Genomic DNA, 24,765 nt, shown 5'->3' with positions numbered 1-24,765 from the left:
TCATTATTACTATCCAATTTCCCTGAACAAAAGTTAGTAGCAACAACAGGTTTACCTAGCTCTCTACTTATCCTTCTTTTGCCCTTCAAGCGCTGCTTTCAGCAGTTCCCCAAGGTTAGAGCCAATGCTTTCTTGCTTACTGTATTGCTGTACCAGCTTTTGCTGTTCGCGTTTATTCACATGCTTGTGGTCCTTATCCAAAGTTTCTGTGATTCCACAGCCCAGACATTGAACGAACATACCTGCTTTACCCTCTTTAAGCTCCATTTTCTTATGGCACTGCGGACAGCGGCGATTCGATAATCTTTTCTCTCCGGCCCGGGTATAACCACAGTTATCCGCAGGACACACAAGCAACTTCCCCCGTTTGCTCTTTTTCTCGAGTAGTCTTGTACCGCATTCCGGACAATTACTGTTTGAGACATTATGCGGTTTGTATTCTGCTCCGCTTGTTTTTACACCAGTCACTAATTCTTGTGCCATACTGCGTATACCTTGCAAAAAGAGCTCCGGTTTACCTTGACCACGCGCAATTTTCTCCAGCTCAGCTTCCCAGCGCGCAGTTAGATCCGGAGTCCGTAGCTGGGTGGATACCAGTTCGATAAGCTGCTTGCCTTTTCCGGTCGGATGCAGAAGATTGCCCTGACGTTCAATGGTATCGGAGCTCACCAGCTTCTCGATAATATCCGCGCGCGTCGCCGGGGTTCCCAGTCCGTGCTTCTCCATTTGCGTCAAAAGTGAAGCTTCATTGTAACGCTTCGGTGGCTGTGTCCGTCCAGGACGCACTACACAACGGCTAATCGTGACAGTTGCCCCTTCGCGAAGCTCAGGCAGCTTTACACTGCCAGCTGCTGGCTCGTCCGATGATTCCTCGTCATCATCATTACTCATATCTCCACCGTACACTTCACGCCAGCCGGCATCTTTTACCGTCGTTCCTTTGACATGAAAGCTCTCGCCTTCCACATTGACGGTAACAGCTACCGCATCATAGCGCGCTGGGGGATAGAACAAGCTGATAAAACGCCGCACAATCAGATCATACAGCTTACGTTCCTCAGTACTCAGTCCATTTAATAATACAGTCTGCTCTGTCGGAATAATGGCATGGTGATCACTTACTTTACTATCATCCACAATTCGCTTCGTAATCGGCAGCGGTTTGCGCAGCAGTGGGCGTGCCAGCGCCGCATATGGTCCGACAGCCACACTCTCCAGTCTTTCCTTAAGTGTGCCCGTCATATCTGCAGTTAAGTAACGACTGTCCGTACGTGGGTAAGTGACTAGCTTGTGCTGCTCATATAAACGCTGGAGCACACTGGAAGTCTGCTTCGCGGAGAAGCCGAACTTCCGGTTCGCATCACGCTGCAATTCAGTCAGATCATAAGCGAGAGGATGGGGCTCGCTCTTTTCACTCTTCTGCACCTTAATAATACGACCGCTACGTCCAGTAAGCTTATCCTTCAGACTTGCTGTCTTTTCCTTTTCGAATATCCGCCCATCTCCGTTACTAGCGCGCCAAGCTGCTTGGAAATCCCCGAAATCTGCAGTTAACGTCTCAAAATCAACGGAACGGAAACCCGTTATTTCCTTTTCACGATCCATAATCATCCCTAATGTCGGTGTTTGCACCCGTCCTGCCGAGAGCGGTGAACCGAACTTGCAAGTCAAAGCTCTCGTGACATTAAGACCAATCATCCAGTCCGCCTCTGCGCGGCAACGAGCTGATTCGTATAGACGATCAAATTCCCGACCTGGGCGGAGCTTAGCGAATCCCTCTTTAATCGCCTTATCGGTCTGCGAGGATATCCATAGCCGCCGGAATGGCTTTTTCCACCCTGCCATAGTCATAATCCAGCGAGCCAGCAGCTCACCTTCACGGGCAGCGTCTGTAGCCACCACAAGCTCCTCAATATCCTGTCTTTTCATTAGATGCTGAACAGCCTTGTATTGCTGATTCGTCTCCCGAAGCACCTTCAACTTGGTCTTCTCCGGTAAAATCGGTAAATCCTCCAATGCCCAGGTTGCAAACTTTTTATTATAATCCTCAGGCTCTGCCAGGCCGACCAAATGTCCCAGCGCCCAGGTAACCACATATTTTGGACCTTCAATATAACTCTTCTGTTTATTATTACATCCCATAACTCGTGCAATCTCGCGTGCAACAGACGGCTTCTCCGCCAAAACTAATGTCTTCATAATGCTCCCCTTTCCACATCAAATTTCATTATAGCATTAAATGAATGATAGCAAATATCGTCAGGCTTTACCGGGTCACTCCGTTATACACTAAATAATATCTGATACCCGAAAGGAGTCATAGTCAATGAATGAACAAGAAAGCTATAATATAGTACCTATAGGTTGGGTTACAGGTACGCCACGTAATTTGCGACTGGAAATCAAACCGGAATTTAGCCCGGCGCTTAAAGGTTTATCTCAATTTAGTCATTGCCAAGTGCTTTGGTGGCTGCACGAGTTTGCAGATGATCAATTCCGCCAGACTACACAGATTCAACCACCTTATGACGAAACATTAACTGGAGTATTCGCTTCCCGTTCCCCTATTCGACCTAATCCAATTGGGCTTAGTGTAGCAGCAATCCTGTCTGTCAATGAAGCTTCTGGCATCGTAAAGGTGGCTGGGCTTGATGCCTATCCCGATACACCAATTCTCGACATCAAAGCCTATTTTCCTAGTGCCGATCGCGTAATGGAAGTGACCGTACCCGGTTGGGCTGCTAATTGGGGGGACTGGATGGCTGATTAATTGAAGTGGTAGTTTTGAACACCACCTCTATAAAAAGTTATGGGAGGACATCTCTTGAACAATCGTCAATTAATAATCCAAGCATTAGATCTCATCGAGGATCGTTTAACAACGCTTCTTCCTGTAGCTGTCCTCTCCAAAGAAATGGGTTACTCCCTTTATCATTTCACCCGTCTATTTCAAGCGGTCACTGGAATAGCACCAGGAGATTATATATCTAGACGCAGAATCACTGAAGCAGCATTGGATATTCTAAGAATGCCAGAGCGCTCTCTTCAGGACATCTCGCTAGATTATGACTTCAATAATTATGAGACCTTTACCCGCGCTTTCAAAAGAATGTTGCATACGACTCCTACCCTCGTCCGTAAAAGGCGTACTAAATCACAGCTCCCTTTACTACCTAGACTCTACGAACATGATCTACATCAAGCACCTATGGATAATATTATCTCCCCCCAACTCGTTGATTTGGGAGAAATCATTCTTCAGGGACCGTTAGTAAAGATAAACGATAATTACTCCGTCATCTCTAATACTTGGTCGCTGCTTTTTAGCAAGGTAACTACCATACATAAGCGCATACTTCCCGAAAAATATTATCAGCTTGGCTTCTGGCCAAACGATTATGAGGATAACGGATTTTCGATTATGTGTGCCTGCGAGCTAAAGTCTTCACCTTCCATAGCACAGAATCACATAAGCCATTCGGATACTTCATCTAAATCGGAAATTTATACAGACAGAAATCGGGCACTACCCATTCATGTATTACCACCCGCCCGATATTTGAAATTCATCCACAGAGGCCGTTCTTGTGATATCCCTTCTACTTATAAATATATTTACGGAATCTGGCTCCCAAAAACAGAATACAGAATATCCATTCCTTTTGAATTAGAATTTTATGGAGAAGGGTACATTGGCCCGGATAATGAAAAATCTGTGAGCGAAATCTACATTCCATTAGAATTTATATAAAAAAGTCCGCATCTGATAGGCAGACACGGACTTTGCTTAGTTTATTGGATTAACAGTTACTAGTCCTTATTGAATCTGAATTGTTAGCTCAAGCTCTTCATAGAAAGTTTTTATTCTTTGTCCATCAGCATCTTTCAAAAGGTTCAAATCCTTATCAAACGTACAGGTATACGGCTTGATGGTTACGTATTTCGGTATTTCTGAGAAAGCGGCATATATTTTATCTACTATAAGATGTGGTATAGCCGGATACAAATCGTATCCCCGATTGTACGGCTCAATGATGTTCCCTTGATCATCTTCGATCTGATAGAACACTTCCGTTGGACTATACTCCCCTGTTTGTTCTGGCGATACAGGAACTTCGCCCGTACTATTAATAACTATTCTAGTCGTCGCTGGTGTAATATCTAGATTCTTAACTGTATAACTAAACGTACCTCTGCTCTTCGTTTGATCTGGAGTAAGCCTTATAGCCTCCTCAGTTACTTTTTTCACGGGTACTTGAAATACAAATGGCTCTTCGATTTGAGCTACGGGTACACTTACACTTACCTCAAATTCATCCCCAAATTCCTCGGTGTTTTGAACCTCATTTAGCTCTAGTAAAAGTGTGTTCGGTTGCCCGTAGATATCACCTGTTCTTGAAGAACCAAATATCACTTCTTTCCCACTAGGGAGTTTGACTACAGGCATGCCAAGCAACCCTTTTACAGATTGATCAAAATCATTATTCCAAAAGTTCGTTATCTCAGCCATTACGAGATCATTATGAATACCTTCTCTTTCGAACCCCAAAACCAAACGTGTTCCATCATACATTACATCACTAATTTTTAGGGTTACTCCATCATGAGTAATACTAGCGTCTGGATTAGTTGTAAGTCCTTTTTCAGCAGCATTCTTTAGTCCCGAATCATCTAAATTACTAAAAATACTTCCTAGAATAGGCATCTGGCTCAGCTTGTCTGCCCAGGCGGGAGATACTAAACCAGTTCCAATAATCAACGTTCCAACTACCGCAGCTGTGCAGGCCGCAATCAACGTTTTCTTAAACAACTTGCCGTTTGTGTTCTTTTGTTGATTTCCCTGAACTTCCATCTTCTCAATTCGATTCATTATTTGTTCACTATAGCTTGTTATCGGCATTTCATGACTTCGGACAGTCTCAGCAATCTGCTGCAACCTCTGCTCATCAGTTCGATTTTGCCACTTCATCAAGTTGTATCCCTCCCTCGTAGATTTTTTCTGAAACAAGCTTCTTTCGTAACCGTTCATACCTCTTACGCAGCATTGACGGGCTACAACCCATGATCTGGCCCATTTCTTCAAAGCTATATTGCTCTACCACTTTAAGGATTAGCATGTTACTTTCTTCTGTTGAGAGATTGCTAAATAGCTGCTCTACCGGAGATTCATCGTTAAGTTCATAATAAGTCTTGGTTTGCAGTGCTGTATAAAGCTTAATCAGTCTGTTCCATCTCTTGCGTTTGCGAACCTGATCCAAGCAATGATGATAAGCCACTTTATACAGCCATGCATTAAAAGAGACTCGTTTCTCATAACGTCTGAGTTCCTGATACACTTTTACAAATATATCTTGCACAGCATCCTCTGCTTCTTCATGACTTCTCAAAATATAATAGCAATAAGTATGAATCTTTCTTTCATAGGCTTGTATTATAGTTCTATAGGCTTCGCGGTTACCCGTAAGAACCTGATCAATAGCCTCTTCAATTATTGTTTGATTCACTTGGACCCCGGGGCTGCGACGTTCCAAAGAATCACCTCCTTGTTATTGACTACAACTATATAACGAATGTGATCCCTTTAATTGTGACAGGCTCTAAAAAATATTCCAGATATGTTAAAAGCATCAACCAAAGACAAATAAAAAAGCGATTGCCCCGATTGATGCTCGGAGAAATCGCTTTTTTATAATAATATTCCAGATTTACTATTTACTTACTTAATATCTTTTAAATCTAAACAAGCTTCAAAAAATATAGTATCACTATTCTGACCACGTACATATATACCATCATCGGTTACTGCCGAACGTAAAATAGTCAGTTCATCCCCAAACTTTGCTTCTTGTAGATAAGTAATCCGGAAGCGTGTGAACTCTGCATTATCCCATTCCGCTAAACTGAGTGCATCACAACATAAATCTCCGTATCGGGCATTATTCAGATGTCCGTTGCTATCCAGCCCACTATATCTTACCTGATACCGATAAGCTTCTTCCATAGTAATATCAGTAGGGATCGTTACCTTAACAGGCATATCGCCTACTGAATCGCCATTATAGTGCTTAACCTGAACTGGAAGAGCGTTCGGTCTGAGTATCTTTCTCTTCTCAATATCTACTAAAGCCCATATAGAACGCGCTCTGGCAATCTCTATATGATCTGCATCGAAAATACGATAATCCCGTTGCCATAAAGCCCCTTTAGTGCCTTTACTCCAGGTATGTACGCTAAGCACATCATTTGGGCGAGGAATACGCTTAAAATCAAGATCTAACGTAATCATCATCCAGCCCATTCCTGCATTCAGAATTTCTTCCACACTTATCCCCAAATTACCCACCGCGAAGTCTGCCGCACATTGCATGATATCCAGAATAAAGGATAACTTACCCTGCGAACGATAATCCGTGTCGCTCGCATGTACAGAAAAATCTTCTATCCACACAAGATTGCTACTGTTGTCCATTGTTTATCCTCCTACCATGCAAAATATCCTTGCATTTACTTGAAGTATCCACATATACCACTGCTCTATCCACATAAATTGGGGACTACTTTCATTTTTGAATATATTTTATTATTTCATCCACATGTTAGTAACTTTTATTTTTTCGTTATTTACCCATGACTTATCCACATTATTTAAATTAAGCGATAAAGGGAACAAAAAAGCCATTGTTGATAAATCAACAATGGCTTCGTGTGCTTGGCAACGTCCTACTCTCCCAGGACCCTTCGGTCCAAGTACCATCGGCGCTGGAGGGCTTAACGGTCGTGTTCGGGATGGGTACGCGTGGAACCCCTCCGCTATCGCCACCAAACATGCGTCTGTGAAACAGACGCTGCCGCGTGAAATTTGCTTCATCACCAGAAGTGAGAATAAATTTCTAAGCGTGTTACAGGCTTGATGCCTGAAAACTGAATCCGAATTGAATTTGCGTTTTAAGTATAGGATAAGCCCTCGACCGATTAGTATTGGTCAGCTCCATGCATTACTGCACTTCCACCTCCAACCTATCTACCTCGTCGTCTTCAAGGGGTCTTACTAATTGGGAAATCTCATCTTGAGGGGGGCTTCACGCTTAGATGCTTTCAGCGCTTATCCCGTCCGTACGTAGCTACCCAGCCATGCTTCTGGCGAAACAACTGGTGCACCAGCGGTACGTCCATCCCGGTCCTCTCGTACTAAGGACAGCTCCTCTCAAATTTCCTGCGCCCACGACAGATAGGGACCGAACTGTCTCACGACGTTCTGAACCCAGCTCGCGTACCGCTTTAATGGGCGAACAGCCCAACCCTTGGGACCTACTTCAGCCCCAGGATGCGATGAGCCGACATCGAGGTGCCAAACCTCCCCGTCGATGTGGACTCTTGGGGGAGATAAGCCTGTTATCCCCAGGGTAGCTTTTATCCGTTGAGCGATGGCCCTTCCATGCGGTACCACCGGATCACTAAGTCCGACTTTCGTCCCTGCTCGACTTGTAGGTCTCGCAGTCAAGCTCCCTTATGCCTTTGCACTCTTCGAATGATTTCCAACCATTCTGAGGGAACCTTGGAACGCCTCCGTTACTCTTTAGGAGGCGACCGCCCCAGTCAAACTGCCCGCCTGACACGGTCCCCGTACCCGATTAGGGCACTAGGTTAGAACCTAGATACGATCAGGGTGGTATCCCAACGGCGCCTCCACCGAAGCTTGCGCTCCGATTTCTACGGCTCCCACCTATCCTGTACAGATCGTACCCAAATTCAATATCAAGCTGCAGTAAAGCTCCATGGGGTCTTTCCGTCTTGTCGCGGGTAACCTGCATCTTCACAGGTATTAAAATTTCACCGGATCTCTCGTTGAGACAGCGCCCAAGTCGTTACGCCATTCGTGCGGGTCAGAATTTACCTGACAAGGAATTTCGCTACCTTAGGACCGTTATAGTTACGGCCGCCGTTTACTGGGGCTTCGGTTCATAGCTTCGGGTTACCCCTAACCACTCCCCTTAACCTTCCAGCACCGGGCAGGCGTCAGCCCGTATACTTCGCCTTGCGGCTTCGCACAGACCTGTGTTTTTGCTAAACAGTCGCTTGGGCCTTTTCACTGCGGCCCCCTCGTGCTATTCACACTACCGGGGCACCCCTTCTCCCGAAGTTACGGGGTCATTTTGCCGAGTTCCTTAACGAGAGTTCTTCCGCGCGCCTTAGAATTCTCTTCTCGCCTACCTGTGTCGGTTTGCGGTACGGGCACCTTCTCCTGGCTAGAGGCTTTTCTTGGCAGTGTGAGATCATGACCTTCGCTACTACAATTTTCGCTCCCCATCACAGCCCAGCCTTAATGATGTGCGGATTTGCCTACACATCAGCCTCACTGCTTAGACGGACATATCCATCAGTCCGCGTCACTACCCTCCTGCGTCACCCCATCGCTCATAGCGGATTACGGTGGTACAGTAATTTCAAACTGTTGTCCTTCGACTACGCCTTTCGGCCTCGCCTTAGGTCCCGACTTACCCTGAGCGGACGAGCCTTCCTCAGGAAACCTTGGGCTTTCGGCGGATCAGATTCTCACTGATCTTTTCGTTACTCATACCGGCATTCTCACTTGTATGCTGTCCAGCGCTCCTTACGGTACACCTTCAACCCACATACAACGCTCCCCTACCCCAGATACATAGTATCTAGCCATAGCTTCGGTGGTGTGTTTAGCCCCGTTACATTTTCGGCGCAGAGTCACTCGACCAGTGAGCTATTACGCACTCTTTCAATGGTGGCTGCTTCTAAGCCAACATCCTGGTTGTCTGTGCAACTCCACATCCTTTCCCACTTAACACACACTTGGGGACCTTAGCTGATGGTCTGGGCTGTTTCCCTTTTGACAATGGATCTTAGCACTCACTGTCTGACTCCCGGCAATAAGTATATGGCATTCGGAGTTTGACTGAGCTTGGTAATCCTTGCGGACCCCGCACCCAATCAGTGCTCTACCTCCACTACTCTTATACCGAGGCTAGCCCTAAAGCTATTTCGGGGAGAACCAGCTATCTCCGAGTTCGATTGGAATTTCTCCGCTACCCCCACCTCATCCCCGCACTTTTCAACGTGCGTGGGTTCGGGCCTCCAGTGCGTGTTACCGCACCTTCACCCTGGACAGGGGTAGATCACACGGTTTCGGGTCTACGTCCACATACTCAATCGCCCTATTCAGACTCGCTTTCGCTGCGGCTCCGTCTTCTCGACTTAACCTTGCATGTTAAACGTAACTCGCCGGTTCATTCTACAAAAGGCACGCCATCACCCATGAATAGGGCTCTGACTTTTTGTAAGCACACGGTTTCAGGTTCTATTTCACTCCCCTTCCGGGGTGCTTTTCACCTTTCCCTCACGGTACTGTTTCACTATCGGTCGCCAGGTAGTATTTAGCCTTAGCAGATGGTCCTGCTGGATTCATACGGGGTTTCACGTGCCCCGCACTACTCGGGATCCGTCTCGGAGAGAACACAGTTTAGGTTACAGGGCTTTTACCTCTATCGCGGGCCTTTCCAGACCTCTTCACCTACCATATTCCTTTGTAACTCCATGTGAGACGTCCCACAACCCCTAAGAGCAAGCTCTTAGGTTTAGGCTGTTCCGCGTTCGCTCGCCGCTACTGACGGAATCACTATTGTTTTCTCTTCCTCAGGGTACTTAGATGTTTCAGTTCCCCTGGTCTGCCTCTACACACCCTATGTATTCAGGTATGAGTAACTGCGAATTACCACAGCTGGGTTTCCCCATTCGGACACCCCCGGATCAAAGCTTGCTTACAGCTCCCCGAGGCAGTTTCGTTGTTCGCCACGTCCTTCGTCGGCTCCTGGCGCCTAGGCATCCTCCGTGTGCTCTTATTAGCTTAACCTTGATTTTTCCTAAGAAAAATCTCACTAATAACATTCACTTGTTTACACAAGTTGCTAAAAGATGTTCTAAAACGCAAATTCGTTTCGGTATCCAGTTTTCAAGGATCAAGTCTTACTGAGAGCTTAAACTCTCAAAACTGAGCAACGAGTGAGTAACAGGCCTAAACCTGAGATTGTGGAAGTTTAACTTCCGATTTGAATGTCTTCATTGCAGAAGACGATTCTCCATAGAAAGGAGGTGATCCAGCCGCACCTTCCGATACGGCTACCTTGTTACGACTTCACCCCAATCATCTACCCCACCTTCGGCGGCTGGCTCCCTTGCGGGTTACCCCACCGACTTCGGGTGTTGTAAACTCTCGTGGTGTGACGGGCGGTGTGTACAAGACCCGGGAACGTATTCACCGCGGCATGCTGATCCGCGATTACTAGCAATTCCGACTTCATGTAGGCGAGTTGCAGCCTGCAATCCGAACTGAGACCGGCTTTGATGGGATTGGCTCCACCTCGCGGCTTCGCTTCCCGTTGTACCGGCCATTGTAGTACGTGTGTAGCCCAGGTCATAAGGGGCATGATGATTTGACGTCATCCCCACCTTCCTCCGGTTTGTCACCGGCAGTCACTCTAGAGTGCCCAACATTACTTGCTGGCAACTAAAGTTAAGGGTTGCGCTCGTTGCGGGACTTAACCCAACATCTCACGACACGAGCTGACGACAACCATGCACCACCTGTCTCCTCTGTCCCGAAGGCCGCTGCTATCTCTAGCAGATTCAGAGGGATGTCAAGACCTGGTAAGGTTCTTCGCGTTGCTTCGAATTAAACCACATACTCCACTGCTTGTGCGGGTCCCCGTCAATTCCTTTGAGTTTCAGTCTTGCGACCGTACTCCCCAGGCGGAGTGCTTACTGTGTTAACTTCGGCACCAAGGGTATCGAAACCCCTAACACCTAGCACTCATCGTTTACGGCGTGGACTACCAGGGTATCTAATCCTGTTTGCTCCCCACGCTTTCGCGCCTCAGCGTCAGTTACAGCCCAGAAAGTCGCCTTCGCCACTGGTGTTCCTCCACATATCTACGCATTTCACCGCTACACGTGGAATTCCACTTTCCTCTTCTGTACTCAAGTCACCCAGTTTCCAGTGCGACCTTAGGTTGAGCCCAAGGTTTAAACACCAGACTTAAATGACCGCCTGCGCGCGCTTTACGCCCAATAATTCCGGACAACGCTTGCCCCCTACGTATTACCGCGGCTGCTGGCACGTAGTTAGCCGGGGCTTTCTTCTCAGGTACCGTCACTCCGGTAGCAGTTACTCTACCGGACGTTCTTCCCTGGCAACAGAGCTTTACGATCCGAAAACCTTCATCACTCACGCGGCGTTGCTCCGTCAGACTTTCGTCCATTGCGGAAGATTCCCTACTGCTGCCTCCCGTAGGAGTCTGGGCCGTGTCTCAGTCCCAGTGTGGCCGTTCACCCTCTCAGGTCGGCTACGCATCGTCGCCTTGGTGGGCCGTTACCCCACCAACTAGCTAATGCGCCGCAGGCCCATCCCTCAGTGACAGATTGCTCCGTCTTTCATTCTTCCTTCAGGAGAAAAAAGAAATTATCCGGTATTAGCTACCGTTTCCGGTAGTTATCCCAGTCTAAGGGGCAGGTTGCCTACGTGTTACTCACCCGTCCGCCGCTAAGTTATTTTGAAAGCAAGCTTTCAAAATAACTCCGCTCGACTTGCATGTATTAGGCACGCCGCCAGCGTTCGTCCTGAGCCAGGATCAAACTCTCCAATTAGTATTGAAAAGAGCGATATGCTCATTTTGAAACATCTGACGAGAAAATTAATTCTCACGATGAAATTTCAAAAGCGTAAAATACGCTGTGAAACTCATCAGTTTTGGATTTCACTTTCGTGATTTCCTACTCACTCGTTGTTCAGTTTTCAAAGATCAAGTTCTCGTTGGCGCCGTTTAATGTCTCAGCAGCAACTCTTATAATATATCACGTTATTCTCAGTAATGCAAGCTTTATTTTTCGAAAGCCGTTTATATAACTCTCTCAAACATTGCCTGTACGCTGTCTAACAACGCTTAACTATAATAACCTATCTACTCATAGAAAAGCAACCCCTAATAGAAAAATTAACAACTAGCTTAATAATTAAGCTAGTTGTTTATTTAATAGAGTTATGATTCTAGCGTTTCAAATTAATAGTATTTTGCTGCAGTATACTTACTTGAAGCCTTAATAAAATCCGTATTCTTCTTACTCTTCGCTGCCGATGCATCTACCGTGGTATCAATAGTAACCCATTTCCCATCCATTAATACTTCATTCCATGCATGGTATTGCGTAACGTAGCTAGTATTCCCCATCACCAATTTAGCAGGCACATCTACACTACGCAGCATTGCGGCAAAAAGAGAAGCATAGTCATAGCAGATTCCCTTTTTAGTATTCAAAGTGTTGTTAATGTTCGGAATGTAATCTGTTGTTACATTATTAGCAAGAGAATAATCATATTGCACATTAGCAACTACATAGTTATAGATTGCTTTAACTTTCTCTTCATCTGTTGTTTTACCTTTTGTAAGCTCTTTAGCCTTAACGATTGCTTTATCAGAAGAACTCCATTTCACATTCTGTACAGAGCCCAAATATACGGAATTTGAGTCGTTCATAGTTAAATCTACTACTTCAGAATAGAGAGCCTTATATTTATTACCCGTTGTATTCTCAAGAACAGAAACTTTATAAGTCCCATTCCCTTGTTGCAAAGGGAAGTCTTCAGCTTGTCCAGAAGCATATAAATTGTATGTATAGCTACTGTTATCTTTTGTGATCATCAGCTTAACTCTTTTATCTTTTGGAATATCGTAGTTAATACCGATTACACCCTGAGCCAATTTGGATGTATTCAACCAGTTTGAATCTGCACTTGCAGCTTGAGCTGTGCTTACTGGAACCGAAGTAATCAGCACGAACAGCGCCACCATCATAAAATAAACCTTTTTCACGGATAAAACTCCTTTCGGTAGCTGGCTGCCATCCTTTCGGGAAGGCCCTTTAGCTTTGCGTCCCTACCTTTCGATAGGTTTGCCGTTATCGTATAAGCTCTATCTGTTCTAATTTCGCTAGACAAATTAACAGAATCAGTCCAAGTAGAAATATGAATCTTAGGTTCTTATATATTTTATAAAAACAAAAAAAGCCTCTTCATTCGGTAACTGGCTGCCATCCTTACGGGAAGGCCCTTTAGCTTTGCGTCCCTACCTTTCGATAGGTTTGCCGTTTATCGTGTTTAGCTTTTATAGTCTTATACTACCATATTTATCCTCGTAAACAAGAACAAAATTGCTAGTTTTACTATTATTTTATAGTTATCTCTCTGTATTTCAGTTCTCTTGTCATTTCTCATCAACTATTAGGTAAGCTTAGCATGAACAATCAAACGATGTGTAGGATCTACTAGTGGGTCACACGTAATTAGAGTAAGAATCTTATCCTTGTTATTCCCGTCAAGAACAGACACATCACTGGGAAGTACAACAGAAATATCATAAACCTCGTAATTATATACCTGATCGCTCGTTTTTACCGTGATTACATCCCCAACCACAACTTCATTCAATCTGTTAAACAATCTGCCCGTAGTTCTAGCTCTATGAGCAGCTATTGCGGCGTTCCCGATTTCTCCAAGCGGGGCCGTTTCTTTCATATGCGCCGCAGCATGCTTCATATTTGCTTTTGTTGCTCCTTCTAATACTGGCAGCTTCAGATCAATCTTATCAATCTCTATTAATGCGATAACTTTGCCGCCCACTTCAATCTCCGGTTCTGGCTTTTCTGTTTCTTGAGGCTGTGCCTGTGCATCTAGAACGGATTCCTCTGCTAGTAGCTGAGTGACCTCGGCATATCTACTCTTCAGATCAGGTGGTGGAGTGCTTTCGATGGTGCTCAGTTCAGCCGTTTCTAATAGCTTCTCCTGCTGCCAGTCGTTATACCATTCGTTAGCTTTTGGATAGAGCATGATAAGGATCCCAGCCAGTATGAGCACATACGAGAATTTACGCATGATTTTCACCTCCGTGGATTGGTTCTACTGCACTTTAGAATACCCATTTACGACTTCCGAAGAAGTTAATGATCACCGTCACAAACGTTACTAATACCTTAGAGATCAACACTTGAATGCCTAGTTTGTCAGTCAACAGATGCATTAGCAACAGCGATATTCCGAGCACTACCAGATTCAGTATGATAAACTTCAGCAACTGAGCCTTATCAAAGCCCTCTTTACTGCCACGATTGTGATCCTTGAAGGTAACTTTTTTATTCAAAATAAAGCTGTTCGCTGTCCCTGCACTATAAGAAATCACCTGTGCCAACGCATATACCATTCCAAGTGAGTTCAGTAATGTGAAGATTACGAAATCAATTAGGGTATTCACCAAACCTACGGCATTAAATTTAAGAAACTGTATAAATGCAGCGCGTAAGTTCTTATCTGACATTATTGTAGTCCTTCCGGCGATCCACTTGTTCCTCGTTAGGATATCCTTTAGTCTCACTTACAATATATAGCGGTCTATCCTTAGACTCGTCATAAATCCGTCCGATATATTCTCCAATTACACCTAACAGCATCAGAACGATACCATTAAAGAGCAAATTGACGCCTACAATGGAAGCCCAACCTGGAACCGTCCATGATGTGAAGAAGATTCTTTGAAATAAGACGAAGAATAAATAGAGAAAGCTAGAAAAGGATAGAAAAAATCCAACATACGTAGCAATTTTAAGTGGTTTATGGGAAAAGGAAGTGATACCATCTAGCGCAAAACGAATCATTTTCTTGAGCGGATACTTGGTTTCACCTGCATAACGCTCTTCCCGCTCATACTCCACCATCGTCTGCTTAAAGCCGACCCAGCTTACCAAACCTCTGACATACCGATTTTTTTCCTTGAGCCCCCGTAAGACATCACATACTTTACGATCAATAAGACGGAAATCGCCTGTATCCGTAGGAATGTCCACACTTGTCATGCTGCTGAGCAGCCGATAAAACAGCTTCGCCGTTATCTTCTTGAACATCGTCTCCCCACGGCGCTTCAGCCGCTTCGCATACACAACATCATAGCCCTCTTTCCACTTCTCGATCATTTGCAAAATGACCTCAGGCGGATCTTGAAGGTCAGCGTCAATAACAACGACCGCTTGACCTTCAGCATAGTCCATGCCAGCTGTAATCGCTACCTGATGTCCGAAATTACGCGAGAAGTCAATTAGCTTGACGCATTCATCTCGATCACTGATCTCCCGAATCATCTGGGCCGAACGATCACGACTTCCGTCATTAACGAAGACTAGCTCATAAGTATCGCCGCATTCGTCCATTACTTTTTTCAAACGTTCGTAAGTAACGCTAATTACTTGCTCCTCATTGAACATGGGTACAATTACACTATATCTGGCTTTCACCTTTATTCCTCCTACAAGCTTTATGGAGCGTTACATCTTCCTATTCTTCCTAATAACGCTGTAAGCATAAACTTATTGTTATAGATTCTTTTTAGAGCTTAGAAAACCCAAGAAGGGAACCAACGCAGCATGTTCTTCACGTAATCACCGCTAACCTGCATCCCTGATAGGACTGGGTAGAACGCGACAAAGAGCAGTAACGCAACAGCCACATAAGCATAACGAACGTAACGAGCCTCAGGAAATTTACTATCTAGTAACTTCATTATATATACAATACCAAGAATCATAAAAGGTACCATAGCAAAATAATGGTAGATAAAGGTTTCTCTCGGGACAAGCATCCACGGAACATATTGTGAGAAAAAGGCGATCCAGATCATATACAGGTTTTTATCTTTGCGTTTCAGCGTAATCCACAGCGTTGCTAGCATTGCAAAAATACCCGTCCACCAGATAAGCGGATTCCCCATAGTCACTATACTGCTGACCTGACCTTCCGGCAATCCTTCACTGCCACTGAAGAACCAGACAGGTCTCTTCATAAATGGCCATTGCCACCAGGAGGATGCAAAAGGATGTGTAGCTACAAGCTGACTGTGGTAGTTGTACATATTCTTTTGAGAATCAATCAAACCTTTAATAGTAAAGCCCTCTGCTGATGCAGATAAACCCGGAACAAAAGATAAACTATAAATAATGACCGGAATGATTACAAAGAACGCAACACAACTAGCTAAAGTAATGATGGTATTCTTCCAGAACGAATTTACAGCTTCACGACAGGTACCTAACAGTTCCTTGTCTTTGATCTTCCCTTCCGCGAGCAACCTCCCCGAAGCTTGGTATTCTCTGTAACGCTCGAAAAGAGAGATAGCTAGCATAATCGCCAGCCCGGCTCCTCCGTACAGTACAATCCACTTGGAGGCGACACCAATTCCGAAGAATAAACCTGACCAGAATAACGGAATCAAAGTTTTTCTTAAAGGTTGCCTGAAGAAATTCATAGTGTAATACCGCTGCATGAAATAAAACATCAGCATGATGAAGAATACTCCGTATACATCGATCGTAGAGATTCTTGTTTGCGTGAAATGCATGAAGTCCAGTGCGAACAATCCTGCCGCAAGTGCTGCGTATTTACTCTTTTTAAACAGACGCAGTGCCATCACATAAATGAGAGGCAGCATGGCAATCCCGAACAATGTTCCAATAATACGCCAACCGAATGGATTGACTCCGAACAATTCCATCCCTACTGCGATCAACAGTTTGCCGAGTGGTGGATGCGTGTTTTCGTAAGGCACAATCCCATGTGTATATTCATAAGCTGTCCGTGCATGGTAGATCTCGTCAAAATAAGTGCTGTTCATAAAGTTTGAATATTCTGGGATGATTGACTGCTCATCAAAAAGATTGGCAGGCTCTCCTCTTTTAGCGACTGCATTAGCATCCGGTGTTACACCGGCAATGGGAAGAGGGACTCTTTCTCCCCCCTGCTCATAAAAGGCCATTTCATTTAAAGTGAAGCCCGGAGAGGTGACGGTAAACTTCACGTATCTTGCTGCAACGTTCAGAGGTTGGCTTTTCCAGATGAAGACATTTCCAACGTCCTCATTTACATCTAGAGGATTGCTCCAGACATCAGGAGTTTCACTGAACTCAAGCTTAAACTTACCGGTACCTACGCCACCGAATATATTCACACGTTCCAATTGTTTACTCTGCCCTAGATCTACATAGAAGCTTTCACCGCTAGCAGCCGGCTCCCACAATGTTTCCGGAGATTTAGTAGATCCAAGATTGTATAAAGCAATCGCCGCGTAAACGGCAGTAATAGCAAGTATACATATCCAATCTATACGCTTAAACTTCATCGTTCAATCTCCCTCCTCTCTGTTGCGGTTTTATTTGCTTGACGATTTTAAGATCTTCTTCGTATTTTTCTTCAAGAGTTGGTGGTGCTGGAAGAGGTTGCACTCCCCCGCGAACATACACATCGTAACCGATGTAGAGCATGTATAGAAGTAAGGTTAGGTTAGCTATAGACGTGACCAGTACGATTCCATCTGCACCTGGGTTTACACCTGCATTTAGATGGGTCAACGTATAAGCTACATTGATATACTGCGTTAAGCTGAATCCAAGGAATAAGGATAGAAAACGGCGATCCCGACTTGCTATATAAGTGAACATACAGAGAATAACAGCAGGGAACATATAACGTTCATGCATTTTGGTGCCAAGCACAAAGACCACTACAATGAGCGCCATACCGATAAAATAGGATTTGGATAGATCTAAGCGATCCTTTTTAAAGGAGAAAAACGCTGCTACAGCCACTGCCACTAAAATAAATATGAAGCCCCATACACGGTAAGTGATGCCCAGCCAGGTTAGGTCAAGGGATGACCACATGGGGTCAGTCAGTGCATATAAATTAAATGCATTCACTGAAGAATAAGGATAGGAAGATAAAGTACTCTTATACAGATTAATAAGGCCAACTAAACCACCGTTATTCCAGAAAAATGGTGCCGCGAGCAATCCGAATATCCCTAATCCGTACAAAGCTCCAAATCCAAGCTGCTTCCAAGCGCGGTGATGATAGAAAGCAAACATCAATACCGGTGTAAAGATTAACGCTTGTGGTTTAATTAAAGTTGCTAATGCAAACATAATCGCGGATTGAACAAACTTTTTGTTCGCAGCCCCATGAATACTGAGCAACAGGAAAATCAAAAAGAACGAATCTGCTTGTCCCCACGCCGCTGAATTAACAAGTACCGCCGGATTAAATAAGAATAATAGCGTTAAGCCAAAAGCGATCCCCGTGCCAAGTTTTTTGCGAGACATTTGATATATGAAGTAACCCAGCACCAAATCAGAAATAATCGCCGGTAGTTTGAACAGCAAATTCTCTCCGCCCGAGCCATGCGCAAAGCCAAATACACCGCGAATAAGACTAAGCAGGGACAAAATGTACAAATAACCAGGTGGATAATCCGCAAAATACCCTTCTTCATAAAACTTACCTGGACCTAAATCAACCATACGCTGGCCCCAAGCTATAAAGGTATTCATATCATTCTGGTAGCCTTGAGCAGTAAGACCGATCCAAATCCTTAGTATAAAGGCAATCCCGATGGCAATGCTCAGCCATTTGGAATAGACATTCTCAGGTTGCTTCATAAGCTTCTCACTGCGGAATACCTTGGTATAAAGCACTGCAAAAAACACACTGAAAAGCGCTGAAATCAGCAGCATCTTAGTTGGAGATACTTTATGTGGGGTGTCTGCTTTTTTATCACCAGCATCCTGGCTAACAGCTGCACTATCTAGTGAAATGACGTTGGCTCCTTCGGGAGCTGCGTCTAATTTCTCTACAGACAAATCATCAAAATAAGCCTTACCTTGAATTAAGCTAGAGTAGCCTCCCAAACTTGCACCTATGCCGAATTCCTTCTGCTTAGGTCCTGTCTGACCTATGTATTCAAGATACTGCCACTCTCCTGCCGTATCCGTTACGCTGGGATAACCCCCACCTACTCCAACGGCAAGTATATTGGCACCCATTCCCTCGCCTGCGGTACTTACTACTTTGATCCATCCAGAGATTTTATAATAACTATCCGGTGTTGCTTTAATCGTCTGCACCCATTTCAAATGATTGGGTTCGATATTCTCAATGACTGCTGCTTTACTACCGGAATGAACCTCGTCCGATTGGATGGAAAGTATGCCGGAGTTGTCTCCTGAAATCCACATATCCTTAGTCCAGTTAGAAGGAGCATCCTCTCCCCCCTCCTCAAAGCCAGGGTTCTGCAATAGATTCCCCTCTGCATAAATGCTTGTTACAGGAAGCAAAAACAATAACAGCATCAATACAGTCATTGCGGCCGTACGTGTACTCTTGATCATCGTTCCAACCTCACCTCGTCCTATATTCTTAGTCCAGACTTTACTGCTCTATAAATCGCCGCCCGTGATCACTACCGTATAATTAGCAAATCTCTTAATCTTGTAGTTCTCACTCAGAGCAGGAATAGTATCACCGTTCCAATAAATATAAGCAGCATTCTCTCCTGGAACTATCATCGGACTCCCTAACACGAACACATATCTTCCAAAAGTATATACTTTCTGAAAGGCTGCTCCCGGATTAGTATACTTGACCGTTGCCAAGAAATCATTCGGATTGATTTTCTCATAAAAAAGTGCATAAATATAGGGCATATTAACCTTATCTGTAACATAAACCTTTCCTTCACTCTCTTCCGACGCATACTGTATGGCCTCGCCGATTGAATTATAGAAGGCAGGTCCGACTCTGTCCGGAAAATCATTAAAGTATGCGCTGCAAAATAACACAAAGCACAAGCAGAACCCTGCTATAGAAACAACCCCAAGCCCTTTAATCTTCTGTCTTACCCACATAAATCCTGCAACAAGCAGTAAAATGATTGGGTAAAAAATAACGTTAATACGGTTAATATTTACATTCGTCACGCAAGCCATCAGCACAGAAACTAATAACCAGATCAGAATGATAGCCTGTCCCCGTCCTTCATGTTCGCGCTTAGGTAGTGCTTTTAGCATTACAACAAGACCAATAAGGACAAAAGGAAGCGCAATGGGATACGCATATCCGTAAGGTGAGATCGAATTCCATAGCAGACCATCATTTCCACTAATCATAAGCTTAATAAATTCTCGAAAATGACCTGCTGCGGTATGAAATAAGTCTCCGCTGAATACGGATGATACCTGTTCCATACGTGGTGTAGTCAATCTAGGGATCGTAAACAACGGAGTTTCTATACTCTGCAGCTTCAAGCGATTAATCATCACAAATAGCAATATAGGCAGAGCTATAATTATAAACAATATTCCGTTCCATAGAATCGCCCGAAGTTTCAGGGCTCTTATATAGAATAGAAGAATCGCAGTGGCTATAGCAAACACAGGAACAAAAAAATACGCCGTTCCATAAGCATAAAGAGAGAGCCCTAATAGAATAGTACAGGCATAGGAGCATCTAGGGCTTTTGAGTGTTTTCAATAAAAAATAAACGGAAAACAGGATCAGAGTAGGAAACAAATTGGACTCTAGAGCCCATCTAGACATCATAATATGCCATGGATTAATCGCGATAAAGAACATCGCTGCATTACCTGCTACTCTGAAAGTAAATAACTGTTTAGCCACAAGATAGAACACAATCATGCCAAGCAGTCCCATAATTAGACTGACAGCCCTCACAGACATAGGTGTTAACCCAAACAACCAAATAAAAGGCATGGATAAGTAGGCGTAGAGCGCATTTTGCCCGCTTCCCCAAGCAATCAAATGGACCGGCAGATGAACACCGTTCCGGTCTATCCCATAATGAAGAATTGAATAAGCGTCATACCCTATTGAAGCCTCATCCTGATTTAAACCTGGAGGTATAGAACCTATGTAAAGAATACGAATTACCGCTCCTAATAAGAATAACAAGAGTGGCCATGGATTTTTTTTAATATATAAATATGCTCCATTTAATCTACTAGCCAACATGCATCACCTCTTCAACAATATAATCTATATCTTAGATGATGAAAAGGCATGAACAATGACTACCCTATTCCGATAAAAAACCAATTAAAGAATAAAAAAACAGCCCCTTCAATAATGAAGGAGCTCTAGATGAATATCAGAAATGCTATATATATGCTAGCCTTCACTACCTAGGAATACATAACGGAGAATAATTAGGATCGCAAGCACCCACATCATCCAGTGAATATCGTATTTCTTCTTACCTGCTAGGTTAGCAACAGAAGCAAGGATTACATAAGTTACGATACCAAAGGAAATACCGTTAGCAATATTATAAGTGAATGGCATGATAACAAGCGTTAGGAACGCTGGAATCGCAACAACCATATCTTGAAAATCAATTTGACGGATGGATTGTGCCATCAGCACACCTACGACGATCAGTGCTGCAGCTGTAGCAGATCCAGGGATAAGAGCAACTACTGGTGCAAGGAACAATGCAAGCAAGAAACATACACCCGTTGTTACGGCTGTCAGACCTGTACGTCCACCCTCAGCAACACCTGCTGCGCTTTCTACAAATGCAGTAGTAGTAGAAGTACCCAGTGCGGCACCACCTGCTACAGCAACTGCATCAACAAACATTGCATTACCTACACGTCTATTACCTTCTTCAGGGTTATCCATAATACCTGCGCGTTGAGCCGTACCTACAAGCGTACCAAATGTATCAAACAACTCTACAAAGGTGAAAGTTGCGATTGCCGAAACGATACCTGTGTGCAGGATACCATCCCAGTCAAACTGGAAGAAGTTCAATTGTGTGAAGTCAGGAACCCAAGGTGTTGCCGGACTGGACAATGCGCTGAAATCAACTACGCCCATCAACATACCAGCGACAGTTGTTCCCAAGATACCGAACAAAATCGCACCTTTAACGTTCAGTACCATCAAGATGGAGATTAGAAGAAGTCCGATAATGACCAATTGGACATTGGAATTCTCTAGGCTACCCATATGAATGATTGTTTCAAAGGAAAGAACGTCGGTGAAAGTGTTAGCAGGAATGTCTTTACCCGCTTCAACACCAATCGTCATCAGTCCACTGTTCTTTAGACCAAGGATCGTGATGAACATCCCGATACCTACTGTAATTGCGTGCTTCAAGCTGTCAGGAATTGCTGTTAGTAAGATCTGCCGTACTCGAGTTACCGTTAGCAAGATAAAGATCAAACCGGAAATAAATACGGCTGTCAGACCCATTTGCCAAGTGAATGGATGCTCTGATGTGGCAGATGATAAAATTACGGAAGCAAAATATGCGTTAAGTCCCATACCCGGTGCCAATGCCACTGGAAAGTTTATGAACACGCCCATTGCGATGGTGAAAATACCTGCTGCCAGCGCCGTCGCTAGAAATACAGAGTACCAGCCCATATCAATACGGCCAAATGCTGTTAAAGTACTCGGATTAACCGACAAGATGTAAGCCATTGCCATGAACGTGGTCAAGCCCGCCATGATTTCTGTACGAACTGTGGTGCCGTTCTCTTTCAACTTGAAAAACCGATTCAAATTGTTCTCCCCCTAAGGTATGTTGTGTCTGACAGCAACAAAAAGCCGGTATCTGATAGACACCGGCTCGAAAAAAAGAGTAGCACCCGTGACCATAGTCCTAAATTCAGGACGATGCGGATTGCTCTGCTCTTCTTAATCGTAGCCAGGTCATTACGGTGACCTCGTAGAAACTTCCAGGCCAATTCCCGGAAATATACGAAAGAATTATGTTGTTGTGCTCTATCATTTTAGGTGGACATCATATAAGTTGTCAATGATAAAAAGCGAACATTTTCGACTTTATTTTTTCCATTGTTCGTAAATCATACATTTCCAAGGTTTTATCCAGTCTCAAATCCCTTCTAGTTGTGCAGCTTATTAACTATCCAATCACGTTTTATATGGTTATATTTACCTATAATTCTAGTTACTGATTTTCAGTGTGCTTATAACTATGCCAAGAATTAGCTAAATGTCCTATCGCTAAACAAACGACTGCAACACTTAGCCAGATGGATCTCCCCCAAATCGCTGCTAATCCAAATGCACATACAGGGAGAACTGCCATCGGGATCGGAATAAATCCTAAAGGGTCCCATAATATTTTGAACTGCCGCCCCTTAACGAGATATCGAATCCAAAGACCATAATAAGCAGCGATCAACATAACAATTAAAGCTGCTATAATGCCGAAGTCTACCTGTTGAAAGTTATCCTTTGAGATCACAAGAATACTGATACAACCCAATTGCCCTACTCTCTCCAAAATGGTAAAGACTGGTCCAGCATCTCGCACACCAGCTGGAACATTTTCAGGCGGAAACTTAATCATTAGAAAACTAGGGGCAAGTATGATTAATGCGATTAGTGTGCCGAGAAATGAGAATCCCATACGAATTTCTCCCTATGATATATTTTTTCCATTTTATCACATTCATTTAGAACAGCTATATAGTGTCGATCACATGATTTTAAATAAAAAAAACTACAACCCCTTATGTTATAAGGAGTTGCAGGTGATTTATGAGGTTTATCTTAAGCGATTTTGTTAGTCCTAATTAATGATGCATTGAGCTAATAAATGCTAAACCAAAGGGTGTCCAGTCATTCATTACATGCACTATAAACGATGTCCAAATGTTTTTAGTCTTAAGGTACGGATATAACAACACGATTCGAGCAATACCGATACCTATAACAGCTTGAACAATGTTCCAATTAAAAGAAGAAGGAACAAAACTTGCTCAATCATCAATCGATGTACTACACCAATTCGACCAACCACGTCAAGCAAAATTTATGGAATCTATATTATCGCAGGTCTTACAATCGACAACCTGAATTTTGAGCACTTTTAGAAAAACCTAGCCTTTCCCAGGTTATGAAAAATAGAATTAATTACACAATCATTATTTCGTTGATATTTGGTTTTTGCAGCCTAGTTACGTAAAAAGTCGAAATCCTGAAATACAGGAATTCGACTTTTTTCTTGATTAACTCTTAGTAATATTCAGTTTAATATTCGAGAACTGCTGCGGAATGTAAAATTTATTATACATTAACGGATAATCTGGTTCTGTTTTGTCGTAAAGGGTTTCTAGTAGTAAAAAGCACTCGTTCTGACCTATTAATTTTTCCTTCGAATCCGCTAAATTAACGGTATGCGTAAATTTTATTTCAATATTTCCATGGTTAGCATCTACATAGGCCTGGTTCTCTAAAAAGTTCAGCATTTTCTCTTTATTATCAAGATCCAAGGATAAACTTTCTACCGTTTCCATAGGTATAAAAGTAAATGCATAAGCCAGTAATTCGCCTTCCGTTCTATACAAACGCTCTAAAGCTACAACGGTAGATGAATCTCTTCTTAATACATGTTTGGTATGTTCCGTTTGCGGGTCTATCCGATAATGCAAATCGATTTGGTCAAAAATACTTATATGGCATTTATGCATAGGGTTGCTTAGTCTCTCTAATTGAATATCCTCTTGTTTATAAGAGGATTCAAGTACAAAGTTTCCCTTACCGCGTACATTTCTTACTAATCCATCATCTTGTAAAAGAACTAAAGCTTGTCGTAAAGTCGCACGACTAACCCCTAGTTTTCTTGCTAAATCAGGTTCTGAAGGAAGCTGGCTGCCTGCGAGGTATTCTCCTTTCGAAATTTGAAGAAGAAGCTCATCATATACATTGATATAAAGCGGCCGTTTCAACTTATCTAGTTTGTGTGTATTCATTCATCAGGTGTCCTTTTCTCCTCATTATGACACATCATTTTTCAGGCGACAAGGAATGCCCTCTTCTACT

At 43.7% G+C, this 24,765-nt stretch carries 17 protein-coding genes, 3 rRNA genes and 3 riboswitches; of the genes, 2 read left to right on the top strand and 18 right to left on the bottom strand.

The genetic code is table 11. From position 1 onward, the window contains the following. Positions 1-63: 63 nt before the first annotated feature. Complete coding sequence (locus tag ACDZ28_RS11695) at positions 64-2,199, bottom strand: DNA topoisomerase III (RefSeq protein ID WP_042124020.1); 2,136 nt, start codon at positions 2,197-2,199, stop codon at positions 64-66. Positions 2,200-2,326: 127 nt separating this feature from the next. Between ACDZ28_RS11695 and tsaA the strand changes: the two genes are divergently transcribed. Next, complete coding sequence (tsaA, locus tag ACDZ28_RS11690) at positions 2,327-2,770, top strand: tRNA (N6-threonylcarbamoyladenosine(37)-N6)-methyltransferase TrmO (RefSeq protein WP_375104733.1); 444 nt, start codon at positions 2,327-2,329, stop codon at positions 2,768-2,770. 54 nt (positions 2,771-2,824) lie between these two features. After that, positions 2,825-3,751 (top strand): helix-turn-helix domain-containing protein, encoded by a 927-nt coding sequence (locus ACDZ28_RS11685; RefSeq protein ID WP_375104732.1) that lies wholly within the window; start codon positions 2,825-2,827, stop codon positions 3,749-3,751. Between the two features lie 66 nt (positions 3,752-3,817). On the opposite strand, the gene ACDZ28_RS11680 is transcribed toward ACDZ28_RS11685, so the two are convergent. From ACDZ28_RS11680 to ACDZ28_RS11600, 17 genes are all read right to left on the bottom strand, one after another. Beyond that, positions 3,818-4,969, bottom strand: coding sequence for a DUF4179 domain-containing protein (locus tag ACDZ28_RS11680; RefSeq protein WP_375105340.1), 1,152 nt, complete (start codon positions 4,967-4,969; stop codon positions 3,818-3,820). Continuing rightward, positions 4,947-5,531, bottom strand: coding sequence for an RNA polymerase sigma factor (locus ACDZ28_RS11675; RefSeq protein ID WP_375104731.1), 585 nt, complete (start codon positions 5,529-5,531; stop codon positions 4,947-4,949). The genes ACDZ28_RS11680 and ACDZ28_RS11675 overlap by 23 nt, the downstream gene beginning before the upstream one ends. 185 nt (positions 5,532-5,716) lie before the next feature. After that, positions 5,717-6,469, bottom strand: coding sequence for an acyl-[acyl-carrier-protein] thioesterase (locus tag ACDZ28_RS11670; RefSeq protein ID WP_375104730.1), 753 nt, complete (start codon positions 6,467-6,469; stop codon positions 5,717-5,719). Positions 6,470-6,707: 238 nt separating this feature from the next. Further along, positions 6,708-6,824 (bottom strand): 5S ribosomal RNA (gene rrf / locus ACDZ28_RS11665). A gap of 128 nt (positions 6,825-6,952) precedes the next feature. After that, positions 6,953-9,880 (bottom strand): 23S ribosomal RNA (locus ACDZ28_RS11660). Between the two features lie 232 nt (positions 9,881-10,112). Next, positions 10,113-11,670 (bottom strand): 16S ribosomal RNA (locus ACDZ28_RS11655). The 16S, 23S and 5S rRNA genes sit together here, the layout of an rRNA operon. 413 nt (positions 11,671-12,083) lie before the next feature. Continuing rightward, entirely contained in the window at positions 12,084-12,893 is an 810-nt protein-coding gene (locus ACDZ28_RS11650) for a transglutaminase family protein (protein ID WP_081389696.1), read from the bottom strand. 13 nt (positions 12,894-12,906) lie between these two features. Then, a riboswitch (cyclic di-GMP riboswitch) is annotated at positions 12,907-12,987 on the bottom strand. A gap of 108 nt (positions 12,988-13,095) precedes the next feature. Further along, positions 13,096-13,176: riboswitch (cyclic di-GMP riboswitch) on the bottom strand. A gap of 124 nt (positions 13,177-13,300) precedes the next feature. Continuing rightward, a complete protein-coding gene (locus ACDZ28_RS11645) occupies positions 13,301-13,951 on the bottom strand; it encodes a class D sortase (protein ID WP_375104729.1) in 651 nt (216 codons plus the stop codon). A 34-nt stretch (positions 13,952-13,985) separates the two neighbouring features. After that, the gene (locus ACDZ28_RS11640) at positions 13,986-14,390 is read right to left on the bottom strand and encodes a GtrA family protein (RefSeq protein WP_042124006.1); all 405 of its coding nucleotides are present in this window, start codon (positions 14,388-14,390) and stop codon (positions 13,986-13,988) included. Further along, positions 14,380-15,360 carry a glycosyltransferase family 2 protein gene (locus ACDZ28_RS11635; RefSeq protein WP_375104728.1) on the bottom strand — a complete coding sequence of 327 codons (981 nt, stop codon included), beginning with the start codon at positions 15,358-15,360 and terminating at the stop codon, positions 14,380-14,382. The genes ACDZ28_RS11640 and ACDZ28_RS11635 overlap by 11 nt, the downstream gene beginning before the upstream one ends. A 98-nt stretch (positions 15,361-15,458) precedes the next feature. Then, positions 15,459-17,237 carry a phospholipid carrier-dependent glycosyltransferase gene (locus ACDZ28_RS11630; protein WP_052414444.1) on the bottom strand — a complete coding sequence of 593 codons (1,779 nt, stop codon included), beginning with the start codon at positions 17,235-17,237 and terminating at the stop codon, positions 15,459-15,461. Further along, positions 17,227-19,281 carry a glycosyltransferase 87 family protein gene (locus ACDZ28_RS11625; protein WP_375104727.1) on the bottom strand — a complete coding sequence of 685 codons (2,055 nt, stop codon included), beginning with the start codon at positions 19,279-19,281 and terminating at the stop codon, positions 17,227-17,229. The genes ACDZ28_RS11630 and ACDZ28_RS11625 overlap by 11 nt, the downstream gene beginning before the upstream one ends. Before the next feature lie 48 nt (positions 19,282-19,329). Then, positions 19,330-20,919 carry a hypothetical protein gene (locus tag ACDZ28_RS11620; RefSeq protein ID WP_375104726.1) on the bottom strand — a complete coding sequence of 530 codons (1,590 nt, stop codon included), beginning with the start codon at positions 20,917-20,919 and terminating at the stop codon, positions 19,330-19,332. A gap of 156 nt (positions 20,920-21,075) precedes the next feature. Then, the gene (locus ACDZ28_RS11615; RefSeq protein WP_042123999.1) at positions 21,076-22,476 is read right to left on the bottom strand and encodes an NCS2 family permease; all 1,401 of its coding nucleotides are present in this window, start codon (positions 22,474-22,476) and stop codon (positions 21,076-21,078) included. Positions 22,477-22,598: 122 nt separating this feature from the next. After that, a riboswitch (purine riboswitch) is annotated at positions 22,599-22,698 on the bottom strand. Positions 22,699-22,885: 187 nt separating this feature from the next. Then, positions 22,886-23,350, bottom strand: coding sequence for a hypothetical protein (locus ACDZ28_RS11610; RefSeq protein WP_042123997.1), 465 nt, complete (start codon positions 23,348-23,350; stop codon positions 22,886-22,888). A gap of 166 nt (positions 23,351-23,516) precedes the next feature. Further along, complete coding sequence (locus ACDZ28_RS11605) at positions 23,517-23,669, bottom strand: type II CAAX prenyl endopeptidase Rce1 family protein (RefSeq protein ID WP_375105339.1); 153 nt, start codon at positions 23,667-23,669, stop codon at positions 23,517-23,519. A gap of 282 nt (positions 23,670-23,951) precedes the next feature. After that, entirely contained in the window at positions 23,952-24,695 is a 744-nt protein-coding gene (locus ACDZ28_RS11600; RefSeq protein WP_375104725.1) for a GntR family transcriptional regulator, read from the bottom strand. Between the last annotated feature and the right edge of the window lie 70 nt (positions 24,696-24,765).

This window comes from Paenibacillus sp. RS8 (assembly GCF_041956825.1).
GTDB lineage: Bacteria > Bacillota > Bacilli > Paenibacillales > Paenibacillaceae > Paenibacillus_AQ.
This window is presented reverse-complemented; position numbering and strand designations above follow the sequence as displayed.

Coding starts and splice junctions, on each gene's coding strand:
- ACDZ28_RS11610 (WP_042123997.1), bottom strand. CDS start 23,350: ATGGGATTCTCATTTCTCGGCACACTAATCGCATTAATCATACTTGCC.
- ACDZ28_RS11625 (WP_375104727.1), bottom strand. CDS start 19,281: ATGATCAAGAGTACACGTACGGCCGCAATGACTGTATTGATGCTGTTA.
- ACDZ28_RS11630 (WP_052414444.1), bottom strand. CDS start 17,237: ATGAAGTTTAAGCGTATAGATTGGATATGTATACTTGCTATTACTGCC.
- ACDZ28_RS11680 (WP_375105340.1), bottom strand. CDS start 4,969: ATGAAGTGGCAAAATCGAACTGATGAGCAGAGGTTGCAGCAGATTGCT.
- ACDZ28_RS11645 (WP_375104729.1), bottom strand. CDS start 13,951: ATGCGTAAATTCTCGTATGTGCTCATACTGGCTGGGATCCTTATCATG.
- ACDZ28_RS11695 (WP_042124020.1), bottom strand. CDS start 2,199: ATGAAGACATTAGTTTTGGCGGAGAAGCCGTCTGTTGCACGCGAGATT.
- ACDZ28_RS11620 (WP_375104726.1), bottom strand. CDS start 20,919: ATGTTGGCTAGTAGATTAAATGGAGCATATTTATATATTAAAAAAAAT.
- ACDZ28_RS11640 (WP_042124006.1), bottom strand. CDS start 14,390: ATGTCAGATAAGAACTTACGCGCTGCATTTATACAGTTTCTTAAATTT.
- tsaA (WP_375104733.1), top strand. CDS start 2,327: ATGAATGAACAAGAAAGCTATAATATAGTACCTATAGGTTGGGTTACA.
- ACDZ28_RS11670 (WP_375104730.1), bottom strand. CDS start 6,469: ATGGACAACAGTAGCAATCTTGTGTGGATAGAAGATTTTTCTGTACAT.
- ACDZ28_RS11600 (WP_375104725.1), bottom strand. CDS start 24,695: ATGAATACACACAAACTAGATAAGTTGAAACGGCCGCTTTATATCAAT.